Source organism: Mycoplasma sp. 394 (genome assembly GCF_054353895.1).
This window is the reverse complement of record NZ_JBTHHL010000007.1, coordinates 1-17,854: the sequence shown is the minus strand read 5'-3', so window position 1 is coordinate 17,854 and position 17,854 is coordinate 1. Positions and strand designations below refer to the sequence as shown.

Below are 17,854 nucleotides of genomic sequence, written 5' to 3'. Positions count from 1 at the left end.
AAAGTCGCAGTTTAACCTACAACTTTTTGTTTTACTTTTTATCTGGATAAAGATTACTAAAACTTTGTGGATATAAATATGCCATTTTTGAAACAATTTCTTTAAATGATTGTGGATTCATATAATCTCCACTTGCACCTCAGTATTGGTATTCTTGGGTATCGAAAATAGAGAAATTACTTGATGATCATCTACCACCCTTAGCATCCAAACCAACAATTTTACCTTTTGAATCATATATACCACTACCAGATGAACCATTAAATCAATCGTAATCTTTAACTTGTCCTCATATCGCAGGACGCTGTGTGTTATAATTTGAAACAGAATAACTTGTTTTTATTGGATTATTTCCAATAAGATATTCGCGGTATCTTAAACCAGGTGCAGAATCTGCATTACCATTTGCTCGGTTTTTTGGAAGGGTAGCCATATAAAAGTTTAAGTTATCGAACGAAGAAACATATAATGATAATGTTGAAAAATCGATTGGTTTAAGGTTTTGAAAATCTAGAAAATGCTTGATAGCAGCTTTTTCCTGTGTAGTTAACTTTTTATTATCATGTGTGTAAGTGTCTAAGTTTTGATAATTAAAATGTTTGAAAATAGGGGTAAAATCAACTATTGCAATAATTGTATCAACATTTGCTTTGTTATTTTTGTTGTGATCACTAGTATTTGGATCTTTGCGATTAACTACTTCACCATCGGTGTTTTTAAATTCATCATAATCATTTGCAACATTAGCAGAAAGATCTAAAAAGATTTTATATGTAATACCTGCTTCATTTTCAGGAATTTTAAAACTATAAATATTACCAGTTGGATTAATATCACCTGTAAGTTTTGTATCGTGATAAAAATCTTCATTATTGGTTGAATTTATATGTGTGTATACAGGTTGATATCTATCAACTGAGTTAGGATTAGCAGGACGTTTCATTAATGTTGGTGCAATAAGTTTTGCATCATGCACGGTAATGATTTTTGCACCAGAAGCATCGGTAGAAACTTTATATAAATCCTTATTTATATCAGATGTATTTGTATGTCATACATGATAATTAACAAATGCATAGAATCTATAATCATCTTTTTTATCACTTACTTTACCAATGATGTTTCAGGTTCCATCAGCTTGATGGTTGATGCTAAAAACTCTACTTCTAGCTTCTTGGATAGGTGCTACATTATCTTCTTGATATAATCTTTTGCTTCGTTCGTTTTCTTTCGGTGAATCTTGTAAGAAGTTTGTAGTTGGTTCTCCATGATCTGTTGAATCAGCAAGCACCTTAACATCATATTTATCGATGTAACCTTCTGATGATGTTAAAATAGAGTTTTTATCAATTTGATGTTTTTGTTTAAATGTTATTTTAGGTGTGCTATCAGTTATGCTTTGAATTCAATTAACAAAAACATCGACACGGTTTATAAATGCTGAGCGACTGTTTGAATGATTATGCATTGATAAGATGTTATTAAATTTGGTTCCGTTTTTAGTTTTTAAAACAAGTTTGAGTATGTTGTTTTCAAAGTGTAAAGCAAATGTTACGTTGTTTTTAATTTTAACAAATAATGCTTGCTGTAAGGACTTTTTGCCTGAAACATAATCAAACATAAAATCAACATTTGATACATGTTTATGTTCTTTAATATTTTTTAAGGAAACAGGAACAATAACCTTAGAACGAATATCTGAAACTTCATTAATATCACGATATGCAGCAGTATTCATATCTAATTCAAAAACCAATCAGATGATAACATCTTCATCAGGTACTCCGTTTGTATTGATTTCACTAAGATCTTGGGTAAATGATGCAGATGTCTTATCTTCATTGATTTTGAACAATGAGTTTTCAAGATAATTACGTGTTTTAAATCAATGAATATTTTGTTGTTGATTATTTTTATATAAAACAAATTTTGTTTCCCTCTTACTTTCCTTAGTATTTGGATATCTATGGATAAAATTATAGAAGTTATTATTATAGTCTAGCAAAGTGTTGAAGTTTTGTGGAGTAAAACTTATTTTGGTGTTTTTGTTAGCTTTCTTGTTTTCAGCAACTAAATCAGATTTACTAATAATTCCAGTATTTTTTAATGTTCCTGTACTTGTATCGCTTCCACCTGATAATTGGTTTTTAAAGTCAATACTTTGATTTCAGTTGAAGTTGTATGAAAAAGCAATGTTTTTAGATGCTAAATCTTTTCTTTTTAAAAAGTTTACATTACTACCTGAATTAACAACATCGAGATATTTAAGTTTATATTTAATTTGCTCTTGAAAACCAGATAAAGAGAATTTATGCAATTGATTAAAAGGGATATAAATTTTCTTAGTTGCTGGTATAGAGTTACCAGCATCAAAATTTTCGTCTGCATTTAAAATTTCACTTTGACCACCACCAAAAATATCAAGTGTACTTGAACTATTTGTTGATTTTTTTTCGGTATATACTTGTTTTTCAACATCAAAAGTAAATACAAAAACTTTATCTGAAAGAATCTTTACTTGATCTGATGTTCAATTAAATGCAGCACTACCAAAAATTTCTTTGCTACTTTCATTTTTATAAACAGTCAAACTAGTTAAATCAAGTGAATTAAAAGCACCTTCTGGTAAACTAAATTTATATTTTTTTTGTAAACTAAAAGGAACTTTATAAGAATTATTAAAGGTTGCTTCAGTAATAACATATTGATTTTGATAATTGCTTAATAAATTACTTTGAAAAGTTCAATTACCTGAATTTTTGGTTAAATCAATATATTTACTCCATTTATTGTGTTGGTCAAAACTTTTAACTAAAACTTTTGCAGTAGTGATGCTTGCATCATTAAAAGTTATTGTAATGGTTGAATTATTTTCGGAAATACTTGAAATATCGGTTGTTTTTGCCGAATCAATATGTAATGTTGATTCGGCATCATTAGATGTACTTTTAGCAGTTGGTGAAGCTAGATAGTTAAAATATGTACTTCAGTTATCTTTGCTATTTAAACTGCTTTGTTCTAATTCAGAAAAGTTAGTAGAATTATGAATATTTAACTCACTACTTTGGATAGCATCTGCATTTTGTAAATCATATGCATTTCCATAATCGCTAATTTGGACTTGAATTTGTGGAGTTGTATCTTTTGATGCTTCTGCTTCTTCTTGTCCAGCAGAAAGGGTATAACCAGGATTTTGTGAACTTTGTGAATTGTCTGGTTCACTTGGTTTATTTTCATTATTATCCTGGTTATTTTGTCCGCTGTTATTTGTTTTACTTGAATCAACTAAAGTTTTAAAACTAAGGTTTAATGAACCATCAGCAACTTTAAGTGATGTATTGTCATATTGAATATCTGTGATTTTGTAATTTGTATCTGAACTTAAACCACTTAAACTAACAATAGCAGTATCTAAATTATTAGTATCAAGTTGTTTAGAGATTCTAAAATTATCAGAAGGATTTAACGAAATAGATAATTTATTTATATTAAAATCTGAAATATTATTTAATTTAATTTTTAAGGTTGCAGATGTCGAAGTTATATTTTGTGTCGAAATGTTATTAATAGATATGGTTGGTTCGTTTTCTTTTTGTGGATTTTGGTTAGAGTTATGTTGCCCTGGTTCAAGGGTTTTGAAAGTAAAATCATTACTATTATTATAAGTTGATTTTATTGAGACATTATCATATTTTATATCTGAAATGGTATATCGGGTGTTTTGATTCAATCCACTGATATGCACGATAACCGAATTTGGATCGCTGCTATCTATTTGTTTGCTAAATGATGCTTCATCAGATGGATTTATGGATACATCAAACTTGTCAACTTCAATATTAGGAACATTTGATAATTTAACAGCAATATCTACAGAATTTTTTGTAATATTCAGATGACTTATATTGACGATGTTAGCATCAGTTTTTGATTCTTTATGTTTACCATCACTTGGATTTTTATCAGATGGAGTTTGATCATTATTATTTGTATTAAGTGTTTTAAAACTTAATTGTGACTTATTTATACCATTAATATAAGATATATTATTTATAGATATATCGGTAATGTAATAAGAAAAATTACTTTTCAAATGATTTAATTGCACACTAATGGTATTTAAAGTTACATTGTTTTTAAAAGAAACATTTGTTATATCATTCAAAGTTAATTTAAATTTAGTTAAATCAAGATTTTTTGATAAATGATTAAACTTAATATTAATTTTAACTGAATCAGAAGATAAATTTGAATAACTTATATCTACTACTTTAGCGTTTTCAGTTGTAGTTTGATTAGAACAAGCAACTGCGATTGAAAAAGATGAAGCAAGTAAGATAGAAGAAAAAAATTTCATTTTCTTTTTCATAAAAACTCCTTTATATCTTTATTCTACTACTTTTTATAGTAATATTTCAAGTATTTGATTGTAATATTTTACCAAAAAATAATTTGTAATATAATATTACTAAATAGTAATATAGGAGATCGATGAAAAAAATTTTTACAGCACTTACTTTACAAATTATTCCGATAACAGCAATAAGTTGCAATCAAAATAGCAATCAAGAAGACTTAAATATAAACAAAGAAAATGCAAATATTTTAAAGGTTGCAGAATATTTTAATATCAAAAATCCTAAACAAGATGAACAATTAAACTGAAACGAATTTAAAAATCAATTTTTACAAGTGCAAAATAATGAATCAAAATTAAGTGAATTATTATCAAACAACTGAATGAGTTTTTTAAGTAATTTAGATAAATTTAGTTTTAAGTTCTTAAAATGATATTTGTTACCACAAACAAGTGAATATGGACACTCTGCATATTATTTACATAATATAGGTTTATCTAAGTTAAATGAAGCGAATTTAGCACCACATACACATACAAGATTTCCTAGAATTTTTGGTATTGGTTATAACAATTTTTCTAGAGCAATTACAAATGTAAAGGATGGTATCAAAGAAATTAATTTATTCTTTGGACATTTTATTATCAAACTAATTTATAAAAATAATAAAGTTGTTGTGTCACCTGAATTTTTATATCTTGTTACCAAAAGAATTCAAAAATCTACCGATGCAGTTTATCAAAAATTATTATATCCTGGAAAACCAAACCAATATAATATTAATCAATTTGAAAAAGTAGCATACGAAGTAGGGATACCGGCAACCGTGAACTTAATTTTAAAATAATACTCCAAATATAATTATTTCTTTATAATATATATAGGAGTAAAATGCATATAGTTTTTTGAATTGTAATATCAATTTTAATTACTTTAATAACATTTTTATTTGTCCTTTTTTTAAGGTCTGTTTTTTTTATTTTGATGCATAAAAACACCCAAAATATGGATTATAAAATATCATCATATCAAAATGACAATATCAATAATTTAAAAAAAGTAAACACTTTACAAAATAATGTTTATGAATATATAAGTATTTATTCTGATTTAACCGAAATTCAAAAAACATTGAAAACAATAAGTTCGGAATTTAAAGAACAACAAAGTCTATATAATATTCAAAATGAACATCGAAAGCTTATTAAAACATATGGTTTTTTTCTTAAATTAAGAAAAAAATATAAGTTATATCTAAAAAAACAAATGTTATTTGATAAAAAATCGCAGCCATTTACGACTAAATGAAATGATATTGAGCAAAATGTAGCAGTTTTTTTAGATGTAACTGATGATTTAATTATTTCATTAAACAACACAAAATATAATGGAATCCAGTTTCATCCGTATATTCAAAAGAAAATAGAAGATATAAGAACAACTGTGACTAAAGCTGATAAACAAAAAAGATTTGGTAATTTTGAAGAATTAAGAAGTGTTTTTGATAATTTAAGACAATATGGAAACAAACTTATAGAGTTTTTTTATGCTTCTGAAAAATTAGATTTTGCTTTATATGCACATTTATCATCTCTTATTAATAGCAAAATAAACCAAAAACAAGATGTTGATTTTTATACTAAATTAAGTAAAAGTTGAAAAAAGCAAACAGAAGAGTGAAAAAAACAAGATACATTAGTAACAATCGATAAAGTAAAAAAGATTTATAAAGTAATGTTTATTCATGAAATAGAGACAAATAAGAGAAATTGGATTAAGTCATATTTACTTGATAATAAAGAAAAAATTCAAAACCTTTTAGAAAATATTAATCAAAAACTTTTGTCGCTTAATTTAAGTGGTAAAAGTAATAAAGATGATTTTTCAAATTTAAAAACATCTGTTGAAAACCTTTATAAAGATAGCAAGAGTGCAGATGACTTATTAGAGAAAACATCAGAAGTTTTAAAAAAATTTGAACAAATACAGATAAATATTTACAGACAAAAACAAAATCAAAGAGAAGCAAAAATATATGGATATAATAAAGAGATTATACGAATTCAGAATATTTATTACTCTTTAATAGCTAACGAAAATTTACCCAAAACAAAAAGTATTCAAATCAAGAAGGAACATATAAGGCAAGAGTTTGAACATTTTAACAAAAATAAATTTAAACTTATTTATACTGATGAAAAGCAAAAATGAAACAACTGAATTAGTTCTATAATAAATTTAATAAAAGTTCTTTCAGAAAATTTGGAATATAAAAAAATGTATGATGCTTTATCGATATATATTATGGAAAATCCAAGATTTGAAAATAAAAAAAATGAATCAAAAAACCAATTATTTAACCTTAAAATTAATATAGAAAACAATGAGTATAAAATTTCTTATTTTAAACTGAAAAACTACCTAAAAACAAGTTAGGAGATATATGTATAATAAAATTTTAATTCGGTATGGAGAGTTAGTTTTAAAGAAAGGTAATCGCAAGTTATTTATCAATCAACTTTCAAATAACATCACACATATAGTTGGTATAAAACCTGAAGTAGAATTTGATCGAATGTATCTACCTTATAGTGAGAAAAATATAAAGAAACTAAATTATGTATTTGGTATTAGTTCGTATTCTCCTGTTTTGGTAGTAGAAAATTCGTTAGAAGCATTTAAAGAAGCATCATTAAAGTTATTAAAACCTGATTCTAAAACCTTTAAAATTGAAGCAAGAAGGAATAATAAGAAATTTGAATATAATTCAGCACAATTAAATAACTTATTAGGTGGATTTATTTTAAGTAAAACAAAAACTAAAGTAGATGTGCATCATCCGAATCAAATAATTTATCTAGAAGTTCGCAATAAATATACATATGTTTTTTCTGAATATATTAAAGGATTAGGAGGATTACCAGTAGGGATATCTGGTAAAGTCTTGCACTTAATTTCTGGTGGATTTGATTCTCCTGTTGCTGCATATTTGATGATGAAGCGAGGAATTAAAGTTGATTTTCTTACTTTTTTAACTCCACCACAAACTGATAAAAAAACTGTTAATAAAATAATATCACTTGTTAAAGTTTTAAATAAATATCAAATAAGTTCACATTTGATTCAGGCAGATTATTCACATCTGATGAACTATATTTCATTTGTGTCAAAACCTGCATACAAAATCAATCTAATGCGACGCAGTTTTTACCGTATTGCAGATAAGTTAGCACAAAAATATGGGTATTTAGGTATTTCTAATGGTGAAAACTTGGGACAGGTAGCTTCACAAACTCTAGAATCAATGTATACAATTGGAAGTGTTACAAATTTACCTGTTTTAAGGCCACTTTTAACCTATGATAAAAATGAAATTATAAATATAGCAAAAGAAATAAACACACATGATATTTCAGTTATTGCAGCTAATGAAACCTGTGAACTTTTCGCTCCAAAAGATCCAGTAACTAAACCGATCTTAGCACAAGCACAGTCTTTAGAAAATGAGTTGAATAGAATTGCAGAACTAGAAGAAGAGCTTATAAAATCAAAAATAGAAATTTTAAAAATAAAGGAATAATATGGAAAAACAAATCTTTTTTATTGATTTTGAAGCAGTTACAGTTAATTATTTAAATATTCACAAGAGCAAACTTAAAGATAGTGTAAATTACCATAAAGATTTACCTTATTGTTATTCTATCGGAACTTTTAAGGGTGGTAGTTACAAAAACAGATTTGGAATCATCCGTTTTAAAAATATCACATATGAAAAAGCACTAATTCAACTTAGAGAGAAAATAACAAAAGATATACAAACATTGATTGGTGATAAAGAATTTATCCCTGTTGCATCAAATTGTGTATTTTATGGTTGAGGAGCTGGACCAGAAAATTGAATTATGGAGAAACTTTTTAAAATATCTGTTAAAAAGTTTTCAACTATTCAGGTTAAGCTTGATAATGTAGTCCCAGATTCAATATTTTCTACTTCTAAGTATTTTGAAAACATTAAAAACATTGCAAAAACTATAAAACACCCTGTTTTATCTATGATAAAACAAAATACCGAAGATGGTAGAATTGCCTGTTGATATGGTTTAGCAATGTTATTAGATGGAAGAAATATATATCATATAGATGCAAAAGTTAAAAACCAGATGCATAATGATCTCAGAATATATAATCTTGATGACATCAAGAAATTAGCATTTTTATATAAAAATAAGTTTACAGCACATAAATTAATAGGTAAAATTTTTGATATACGTCGTGAAATTCAGTCATTAAATGCACAAATATTAACCTATGATAAATATATCGAATATCTAAAAAGTTTAACTAATAAAAAAAATCCGCCCTTATTAATAAAACACGATGATATTCATAAAATTAAAGGTTCGCAAGAAATTCCGATTGAAATTTTACCTTCACTTAGGTTATCTAAGAAAATATGAAATGATAGAGTAATGCGCGACTTATTTTTAGAACAAATGATTTTTATTGTTAATAAAAGAAAAGAAGAAATTCAAACAAAGAAACAAGAGTTAAATGAGAAAATTTTATTGCAACGAAATAATTGATATTAAAATCCGTTTATTCCTTGTTTATAGTATAAACGGATTATTTCTTAAATTCAGAAACCATTTTATCAAAATCATCTGAAATTCTTTTTTTAATTGCATTATAATAATGATATTCATCATATGAAAATCTATCTTGCTGTTCTAAATAAATAAGATATGAACCACCTTGATTTATAGTTTTATAAACCAACTTTATTTTATGTGTTTTGTTATAGTTTCGAATAAAATCTTCTAAAGTAGTTTGTAAAGCACCACTACCTTTACCGGTGATTATTTCAACTTCTGATACTCTTAAATCTTCTAAATCCATTATCATTTCTTGGATTTTAGGTTTTGCATCTTGTGTGTATGCACCGTGCAAATCTAATGTATTATTTTTCAATTTTAATCCCTGCATTTTCCATGAGTTTCAAAGCATTATTGTGCATAATGTCCCCATTATGACCTGGAGCATCAAATGTTTCAACAGCACTTGAGATAACTGAAATCTTTTTGTCACTGCCAATTTTATTGAATCAAGTTTTTAAACTAAGTACAAACTGTAATACACAAATATCTGTGCAGCAACCTACGAATTCAAATTCATCATAAAGATCCCAAAACTTTGGATCAACATCGTAAAACCCGTTTGTAGTAGTTTTATAAACAATATTAGCATTTTTAGAATCTAAATATGGTTGGAGTTCTTCAACAACTTTTGCCTCATCCGAACCTTTTAGACAATGGATTGGGTATTGCTGCATTTCTAAATCATTTTCTGAATGAGCATCACAGACAAACAATATATTTTCAGAATGTTTTAAAACATTAGTAATATTAGGAATAATCGAATTAATTCTTGGACTAGATAAAGGACCGAATTTTGTAAAACCGTTAAGCATATCAATAACTAAAGTTAATTTTTTAGACATTTTTCTCCTTTTGGCAATTAGGACAATATGATGTTCCTCGACCGTTTTCTTTAAAATCTAATTTTACTTTTATTATATCTGTTTTCTTACATTGTAAGCATTGCTTCTTTTCTCTTCCGTAAACACACAAATCATTTTGAAACTTACCAGTTATCCCATTAACAGAAGAATATGTATGAATACTACTTCCGCCTTTTACAATAGAATCATCCATTATTTTTTGAGCATTCATAAGCAAAGTTTTAAGTTCTTGTTTACTAATTTTATTAGCAGGTGTCATGGGGTATATTTTAGAACGATGTAAAGATTCATCAGCATAGATATTGCCGATTCCTAGAACAAGTGATTGATCGAGGAGAACCTTTTTTATACTAATGCTTTTGTGCCTTAGTTTTTCAAATAGTTTATCCACATCTGTATCAGCCGGAAGTAATCCTAGATTTTTAATTTGATATAAACTTCTTTTATCTGTATTTTCAATTATTTCAAAGGAACCAAACATCCGCGAATCGTTATATACTAAGACTTTATTTTCTAACCAAAAGTATATACAATCATGTTTATAAGCATATAAAAGTGGATCATTTAATTCTCTAATAAAATATTTACCAGACATTCTCAGATGCGAAATTAAACGACTTTTATCATCGAAATTAAATACCAAAAATTTACCAAAGTTTTCAACATTGATAATCGTTTTATTAACTAAAAAGTTAATAAAACATTGTGTATCAGTGTTTTTAATAAGTTTGGTAATTTTTACTTCAACCTTAGTTACTTTTTTATTTTTAATGTGATTGTTTAAAGATTTTTGTACAACTGTGACTTCTGGGTATTCTGGCATGTGTAAATTATATACAAAAGAAAAAAATATAAGTATTTTTATAATAAATTTATTTGTTTAAATTGATCGAATATAATAATTGGAAATAATTTCATATAAAAGAGTATAATTATATTAGGAGTTATTATGAAAATCAGAAAAATAATAAAACAAGCAATTGCTTTAATTGGTGTTACATTTATTCCATTAACGATGTCTGCTATATTTAATAATCAACCAAGAAATATTAAGAAGTACGACACAATTTTTAAAACTTTATGGGATAAATTAGGAATACACGAGAGGACAGATAAAAAGATAAAAATCGGTATAATAGATGCTGGTTTAGTTGATTTTAGAATGATGAAATTCAACGGCAAAACAACTAATAACATTGATCAGCAGGTACCTTTAGATAACTATAACATTATCAAATATGCAAATGATCAAAATTTAATTAATAGCGATAGAGTTATATATGATTCAAGATTAACTGACGAAAAAATATTTAAATTTGAAAACAATAAATCTACATTTTTGAATTATTGAGAAAAAAACGAGCATTCAACAAATATAGCATCAATAATTGCTGGTGATGGTGGTTTACTTAAGAATGCAGAAATTTATTCAACAAGCTTTAAAAGAAATTATGCAGCAAGTGATTTAGATATATTAACTGAAAACCTAGAATTCTTCCGAAAAAACGGCGTTAAATACATTAATATGAGTTATTCTGATAATATTTTAAATTATTTGAATGATGAAAAATTGGAAGATTTTATAAAAGAAAAGAAAACATCAAAAATTAATGATATAATAAAACAATTAAAAAAGATTATAAATAAGGATTATTCAGAAGAAGCTGCTTTGCTAGACAAATATGCTTTTGAAAATAATATGAAATTTTTTATTTCTGCAGGTAATTTTGGTGCTGGAATAACAGAAAAAGTTAAAATATTTAAGGAAACATTATCAAATTATATAAACAAAAAAAAGATAGACATTGAAATAAGAAATTTGTTAATAAAATTTAATGAACTATTGGATATAAATAATGAATTTTGAAAAAAACCCAGTCAAATTCAAAGAAGCAAAAATACATTTATAATAGGGGCATATAATTTTTATACAGATAAGATAAAAGATTATTCACAAATAAAAATAAAGAACTTTGAAGATTCGCCGCTTGGCCTAGGTCCAACAGAGTTTTCTAATCAATCGCTTTTATTAAATGATGATTGATATAATACAGATACAACTCTTGATGATCCTGGTGTAACTAGATGAAGCGGGACAAGTAATTCCACTCCAGTTATCCTTGCTGCTTCCGCTTTACTTGAAACAATAAAAAGACCAGATTCAGAATTTGATGTTCCAGAGTTAAAAGCAATTTTAATGGCAAGTTTTGATTTAAGAAAATATGGAGACCATATATTTGATTTACCAGACAATATTGGTGCAGGTTTTTTTAATTGAGAGAGAATGAAATTTTTTGCAGATAATGTTCATAAGCAAAGCATACGAGATCTTTATACAAATGATAAAGGAATTAATTATAAGACATTAATTTCTGGAAGTGATAATTTTCTTGCTGTTTATTCTAGTTATTCTGATTTATTTCAAATAAGATATCGCGAGCGGGAAAAACTTTCAAAAGAAACCATTCAAAAATATGTAAATATATTTGATGTACATATAAAAAGTGAAATATATGCTACTCCTGAATGAATATATAAACAGTATCATGTTTCTACAATGAAATCTAATTATAAATCCTTTTCTGATGATTATGGTTCTGCAACAAATCGAATAATGCTTTCTAATCAATATTATAAGGATTGACCCTATGAAGCAACACTGCAAATAAAACTAAGAAAAAATTTTACAGACATATTTTTACAAACTAAATATATGTATTATATCTTAACTGATAGAAATGCAATATATGAATCAAGAAGTAAATTAGAGACATAGTATGTTAGACAAAAAAATAAAAATTTTCTCTAGTTTCCTAGCTGTTAGCATTTTACCCACATCTGTTGCATGTAGTAAGTATGAAACTATTGAAGAGGAAAAAGAAACAGAACTTGAAAAGAAAAATGATTTATATATAGATTCACTAAAAAAAGAATTATCAATAAATAATTTTATATTCACATATGATAATCTTAATTTAGATAAAATTATAGACAAAGAAAATGCATTTTATAAAGTTATTACAAAGGATTCAAATAAAAAATTACCATTTATTAAAATAAAAGATTCATATAATTTCAATTGAACCTATGATAAGATTAAAAATATATTCTCTGATAAGGATAAAATATTTTATAACAATAAGAATAACATGGTAGTGGAAATACTACCTATAAAAAGCACAAATAAATTATTAATTAATCTTTTATTTGTTCGAGAATTAGATAAATCAGATGTCAAACATTCACCTGATTATAAACCCAGTACTAAATTAACCGAACCTTGATATGATTTTTCATATGATAGCAATTTACATTGATATGTTTTTAATGATAAATTATATTCAGTTATTAATAATAGTGTTGATAAAATAGATATAACTAATAATAAAATATTAATAGATATAAAACAAAAAGAAAGTAAAATAAGCAACTTGACTGAATCAATAAAATTACACAAGAAAATAGCTGAATCAGTTATAAAATTAAAACCTTATAAATCACAATACTTTTTTAGCAAAAATATTCTTGAAACATTTAAAAAACCACATACAATAACAAAAATGCAACAAAGAAGTTTTAAAAAATTTGAAGATTTAATCCAGAATAATCTAAACAATACTTGAATATGAGTTAAAGATAAGAAAAAGTTTTATGATCCTACAAGAGAAGCGATAAAAATAATATCTGGCTCATTAACTAAAACATCTTTGATAAAATTATTATCGAAATCATATTTAGTTGATTTAGGTGATCAAAAACTTACTTTTGATTCTAAAGGTGATCCGAATATCAAATTTATATTAAAGTAGAACAAGGGTATCCTTGTTTTTTATAGTAAAATATATTTATGGAATGTGATATGAATTCAGTTTATGATGAAATGTTTATATGTTCAACAGATACAGTTGTAGGACTCGGTGGACCCGTCCGAGATGACATCTTAGAGCAAATATATAGACTTAAGCAAAGAAAAACAGACAAAAAAGTTGTAATCTTAATTGGTAACATTGAACAAGTAAGAAAGTTTAAACAGTGAAATAAACAAGCAGATGATATAGCAAAACAAAAGTGACCCGGAGCAACTACTATAATTGTAAATAACCAAGGTTTCAGAATTCCAAATAATAATCAATTAATTAATTTTCTTATTAAAAATGGACCAATGTATGTATCAAGTGCCAATATTTCTGGACACAAACCGATAAATATAAAAGATGCTCAAAAAGTATTTCCAATGATAAAGAATGTTTATGATTTTGGAGTAGGAAGCGGAAAACCCAGCACAATAATTAATTTAGATACAAAACAAATTATTGAGCGTAATTAGTTTTTTTTTGAGTAAAATATTTATTTTTTACTTATTTAGTTTTATAAAAATTACATAAAGAAATTTAAAAAAAGAAACCAAAACAATTTTTAAATAGTGAAGATATAAATTTATTGCAGTATAAAAACGAAAGGATGTTGATAAAAAACGTAGCAGTTTCAGTTACCAAAATGAATTCTATTTATACCGAGTTATTGTTGATGCTGAAAGTAAAATAAAAGCAAGTTATACTTGCTTTTTGTATAATCTTTTTACACTGTAGTTGCTAAGTTGTTTTAACATCTGAGTTTCTTCTTGATAATTTTTATGATACATTTTATAAAAACTCATATAAGTTTTTTGATCAATTAATTTATCTTTTAACATAATTTCAAGATAATAAAGAATTATTTCATCATTAAAGAAATATTTATCGTTGTTATATAAATTAACAACTTCAGTTATTTCTTTATAAATCATTTCTTTTAGCTCTTTGGGATATTTAAACTTAGCAGAATTGGTTTTAAATTCTTCTTTATCAACTATTTGTAAATCTTTGTTCGGATAACTTTTTAGATCTAAATCATAATCAATAAATTTAATTGTATCTTCTTCATAGATAGGATATGATGCTAAATTAGTATAAAAAGAATTACCCAATCCCTTCTTTAATAAAACAATAGTATTGTATAATGAATTTTTAGGTATAAATCAAATAGCATCATCTTTGTATTTTCATCCTTTACCATTACTTTGTGATTCAGTAACCTTAGTTCCTTTTAACGAAAGCACAATATGTCTTTTATTATGAAAAATCACCTTGGTATTAGACCACTGACGGTATAGAAATCCATCGTGTTTATATGCTTGGACATTGACGATTGAACCCACCTTTAATTCGTTGAAATCTCACTGCATTAGGCTAATCTAATATAAACCTTTCCATCTGCATTTTGTGACAACTTAAACTTTTTAAATGCTGGTTGACTAGTATTTCAGGCACGACCAGATGTAACTCATCTGTTTTTTGGTAAACTAATATCAGAAGTATTAAGTTCATCAGATTGTACTTGTCCATCATTGTTTTTATCTTCTCATAAAAATACTTGTTGATCAGGTTTTACACTAACAAAATCCTTAGTAATATAACTGTAATATGCTCTGTTTAATTCTGGCATCGATGTATCATTACTGTGTCCAGGATAAATACGATTAGCAATTTGTTCCTTGCGATCATCGGTTATATACCCGTTTTTAACTACTGTTGCACCTGTATCAAGAGTTTTATGTCCAAAGAAAGAAAATGTATCATAATAGTTGAAATAAGCTTTGGTATAGTTTGTAGAGCTAGGATCTTTTAAAACTAAACCGGTGTATTTTTTAGTCGGAAGAAAACCTGAGAATTTGATTTGGTTTGCTTTAGTCTCATCGACATAAACTTGCTTATTATTTCAACCCCATTGGTTTTGATAAAACATCTGATTAATTGATTTTCCGTATCCCATAGTCGCTAAAAATAAATCATAAAACTTTTGAGAACGGTTGATTGTTTTTCTTTCAGGTAAATGGTAGAGTCTTTTTTCATAAACTGGTTGACCTAAAATGTCATAACCTACCGGATAATCTCTTTCAAAAATATATGGTCGTATATCAAATACAGAGTTAGGTGTCATAGTCGCATTTACTACTCTAGTGTCATTTTGTCCATCTAAAGTTCGATATCCATTCAAGAAAGTTCCTTGGCGATAACTGCTATCAAAGTTGTTCATATATACTTTTGATCAATCTTCAGCTATCGCAGAAGGACTGAAGTATTTTGAAATATTTCCGTTTTCATCGTTTTTAAAATAATGAACACCGAATCAGTTAATTGTTGCTTTTTGTTGTGTGTCATTATATGCGGCTTGATTTGGTGCATTGATTGAAAAATATGATTCAAAAGCATATTTAGAGTATTCTCGAGGAACCAACTCGGTTAATGAATAATTATATTTTAATCTTCCATAATCAAGTTTAAAAGCTAAGGATGGTGAGTAGTAAAAATTATCAACACCTTGAAATCTTTGTAATCTTCTTGGTGCATTTTCATCATTTGCTATTTCTCAGATGTCTCGAGGAGAAAGACGTCTAAATAGGAAATTATCTAGATTATCCATAAATGTTCCATCATTAAATCTGTTAAATATCGCCGCATCTTCATCAGAAATATATCCGATTTCATCAACATCATAATTTAATAGTTTATAGAAATTATTAGCAAAATAAGAATTTCAATATTGTTTTAGTCCATGTGAGTGACTGTTGTCATTTTCTTCAATATTTAAACCTGGATTATAGTAAATAATAGTAGCAAACTTAGTGTTTTCTCTAATTCTTTGATCTATTAAAGCAGTTGGTGTGCTAGGTAAGGTTGCCTCAGAATATGAATCTGATCAATGGTGCATATATTCATGGAAAATAGTTGGCATTAGACCGCCAATTATTTCATATTCATTAAATCCCTTTTCAGCATAATTACTACCGTTAATAAAAATATTTTTAATATTTGGAATGTATAATCCGTTTGCCTGTGCATTGATTACATTAAAATCATCAATATTTATAGCCTGCAAATCATATACTTCTGGGCCAAAAGGAACTTTACGTTTAAATTCTTGTGCTAAAGCAATCAATCCGTGCTTTCCGAGAAGGTATCTAAAATCTTTTGTACCTTCGATTGGATATGCATAATCTCTAAATAAAACATTAGTAAAAGGATCTTGGTATTCTAAATATTTTCTTCCTGTATTATCTGTTTTTTCTTTAATATCTTCAATATTAGAAACCGAAGGTTTATTATAAGCATTTAATGCAACATCCTTTTGTTCTTGACTAAGTCCGTTTGCTCAATAAACTTCATTAGGTTGAATTTTAAGGATGTTACCAAAAAGAAAATCTTTTTTTTGTAAAGGTGTTGGATTTTGCATCCCACCACTTGTTTCGTTATCAATTTTTGATTTAGGTTGCTCCGGTTTTTGCTTTTGTTCTTGTTTTGAAACAGGGTCCGGATTTTCAGGCTGTGTTTGTTGGTTATCAGAAGGACTTTGTTTATTTTCACCGCCTGATTTTATAGGGGGTTGTTTTTCGCCATCATCAGGTTTTGTATCGATAGGTTTTTGGGGTTCTATTGGTTCTGTTGGTGTTGAAACATTTTGCTTTGGTGGTTTAATAGTTCCAATAGATTCGACAGGTTGATTGGGATGAGAAGGATTTTCAATTGGAGATGGAGCAGGAAGCGGAGATGGATTAACAGGTAAGGGTTCGGGATTACCCTTAATAGGAATAACACCAGGTTCTTGCTTATCTTGTTTTTCTGAATTTAATAAATCACAACCAGATGCTGCAATGGTTGTAATTGGTAAAACAAAAACTGTTCCTTTTAAAATACTTAAATAAAATTTTTTCTTTTTCATTTTAACCTCTTAATTAGGATATTTTATAACAATTTAACATTTAAGTAAATGATTATATTACTATATTATGATATAAATTAAATACTTAATTATTTTGTGTTTGGTGAATTAAACAAACATTTTTTCTAACAATTTTTTCTTAAGATTCTTGAGCATAGTTAACTTACGCTGATGAAGTGAAAGGTAAGAGTCTAGGGAAGTGAAAAGATGGGAGATTTTT

At 26.6% G+C, this 17,854-nt stretch carries 13 protein-coding genes; 7 read left to right on the top strand and 6 right to left on the bottom strand.

From position 1 onward, the window contains the following. Positions 1-31: 31 nt before the first annotated feature. Positions 32-4,369 (bottom strand): hypothetical protein, encoded by a 4,338-nt coding sequence (locus ACXYRQ_RS03125; protein WP_458614802.1) that lies wholly within the window; start codon positions 4,367-4,369, stop codon positions 32-34. Between the two features lie 122 nt (positions 4,370-4,491). Between ACXYRQ_RS03125 and ACXYRQ_RS03120 the strand changes: the two genes are divergently transcribed. From ACXYRQ_RS03120 to ACXYRQ_RS03105, 4 genes are all read left to right on the top strand, one after another. Next, entirely contained in the window at positions 4,492-5,205 is a 714-nt protein-coding gene (locus ACXYRQ_RS03120) for a hypothetical protein (protein ID WP_435128598.1), read from the top strand. A 158-nt stretch (positions 5,206-5,363) separates the two neighbouring features. Further along, the gene (locus ACXYRQ_RS03115) at positions 5,364-6,794 is read left to right on the top strand and encodes a hypothetical protein (RefSeq protein ID WP_458614801.1); all 1,431 of its coding nucleotides are present in this window, start codon (positions 5,364-5,366) and stop codon (positions 6,792-6,794) included. Positions 6,795-6,801: 7 nt separating this feature from the next. After that, positions 6,802-7,938, top strand: a complete 1,137-nt coding sequence (thiI, locus tag ACXYRQ_RS03110) for a tRNA uracil 4-sulfurtransferase ThiI (RefSeq protein ID WP_458614800.1) — start codon at positions 6,802-6,804, stop codon at positions 7,936-7,938. Between the two features lies 1 nt (position 7,939). Next, positions 7,940-8,947: a hypothetical protein gene (locus tag ACXYRQ_RS03105; RefSeq protein ID WP_458614799.1), complete on the top strand. Its 1,008-nt coding sequence runs from the start codon at positions 7,940-7,942 to the stop codon at positions 8,945-8,947. A 34-nt stretch (positions 8,948-8,981) separates the two neighbouring features. Here ACXYRQ_RS03105 and ACXYRQ_RS03100 read toward each other — a convergent pair whose 3' ends face one another. From ACXYRQ_RS03100 to mutM, 3 genes are read right to left on the bottom strand one after another with little or no spacing between them, the layout of a single operon-like run. Further along, positions 8,982-9,326 (bottom strand): Smr/MutS family protein, encoded by a 345-nt coding sequence (locus ACXYRQ_RS03100; RefSeq protein WP_458597839.1) that lies wholly within the window; start codon positions 9,324-9,326, stop codon positions 8,982-8,984. After that, complete coding sequence (locus ACXYRQ_RS03095; protein ID WP_458614798.1) at positions 9,316-9,855, bottom strand: cysteine hydrolase family protein; 540 nt, start codon at positions 9,853-9,855, stop codon at positions 9,316-9,318. The genes ACXYRQ_RS03100 and ACXYRQ_RS03095 overlap by 11 nt, the downstream gene beginning before the upstream one ends. Next, entirely contained in the window at positions 9,848-10,699 is an 852-nt protein-coding gene (mutM, locus tag ACXYRQ_RS03090) for a DNA-formamidopyrimidine glycosylase (protein WP_458614797.1), read from the bottom strand. Before mutM ends, ACXYRQ_RS03095 begins: the two co-directional genes overlap by 8 nt. A 126-nt stretch (positions 10,700-10,825) precedes the next feature. Here mutM and ACXYRQ_RS03085 point away from each other — a divergent pair, with 126 nt between their 5' ends. From ACXYRQ_RS03085 to ACXYRQ_RS03075, 3 genes are read left to right on the top strand one after another with little or no spacing between them, the layout of a single operon-like run. Further along, positions 10,826-12,652: a S8 family serine peptidase gene (locus ACXYRQ_RS03085; protein WP_458614796.1), complete on the top strand. Its 1,827-nt coding sequence runs from the start codon at positions 10,826-10,828 to the stop codon at positions 12,650-12,652. A 1-nt stretch (position 12,653) separates the two neighbouring features. Continuing rightward, entirely contained in the window at positions 12,654-13,685 is a 1,032-nt protein-coding gene (locus tag ACXYRQ_RS03080) for a hypothetical protein (RefSeq protein ID WP_458614795.1), read from the top strand. Between the two features lie 50 nt (positions 13,686-13,735). Further along, positions 13,736-14,203, top strand: a complete 468-nt coding sequence (locus ACXYRQ_RS03075) for an L-threonylcarbamoyladenylate synthase (protein ID WP_458614794.1) — start codon at positions 13,736-13,738, stop codon at positions 14,201-14,203. A 225-nt stretch (positions 14,204-14,428) separates the two neighbouring features. Here the strand turns inward: ACXYRQ_RS03075 and ACXYRQ_RS03070 are convergent, their stop codons facing one another. Continuing rightward, positions 14,429-15,100, bottom strand: coding sequence for a DUF402 domain-containing protein (locus ACXYRQ_RS03070; RefSeq protein ID WP_458597830.1), 672 nt, complete (start codon positions 15,098-15,100; stop codon positions 14,429-14,431). Beyond that, positions 15,100-17,634 carry an MYPU_1760 family metalloprotease gene (locus ACXYRQ_RS03065; RefSeq protein WP_458614793.1) on the bottom strand — a complete coding sequence of 845 codons (2,535 nt, stop codon included), beginning with the start codon at positions 17,632-17,634 and terminating at the stop codon, positions 15,100-15,102. Before ACXYRQ_RS03065 ends, ACXYRQ_RS03070 begins: the two co-directional genes overlap by 1 nt. Positions 17,635-17,854: the final 220 nt, after the last annotated feature.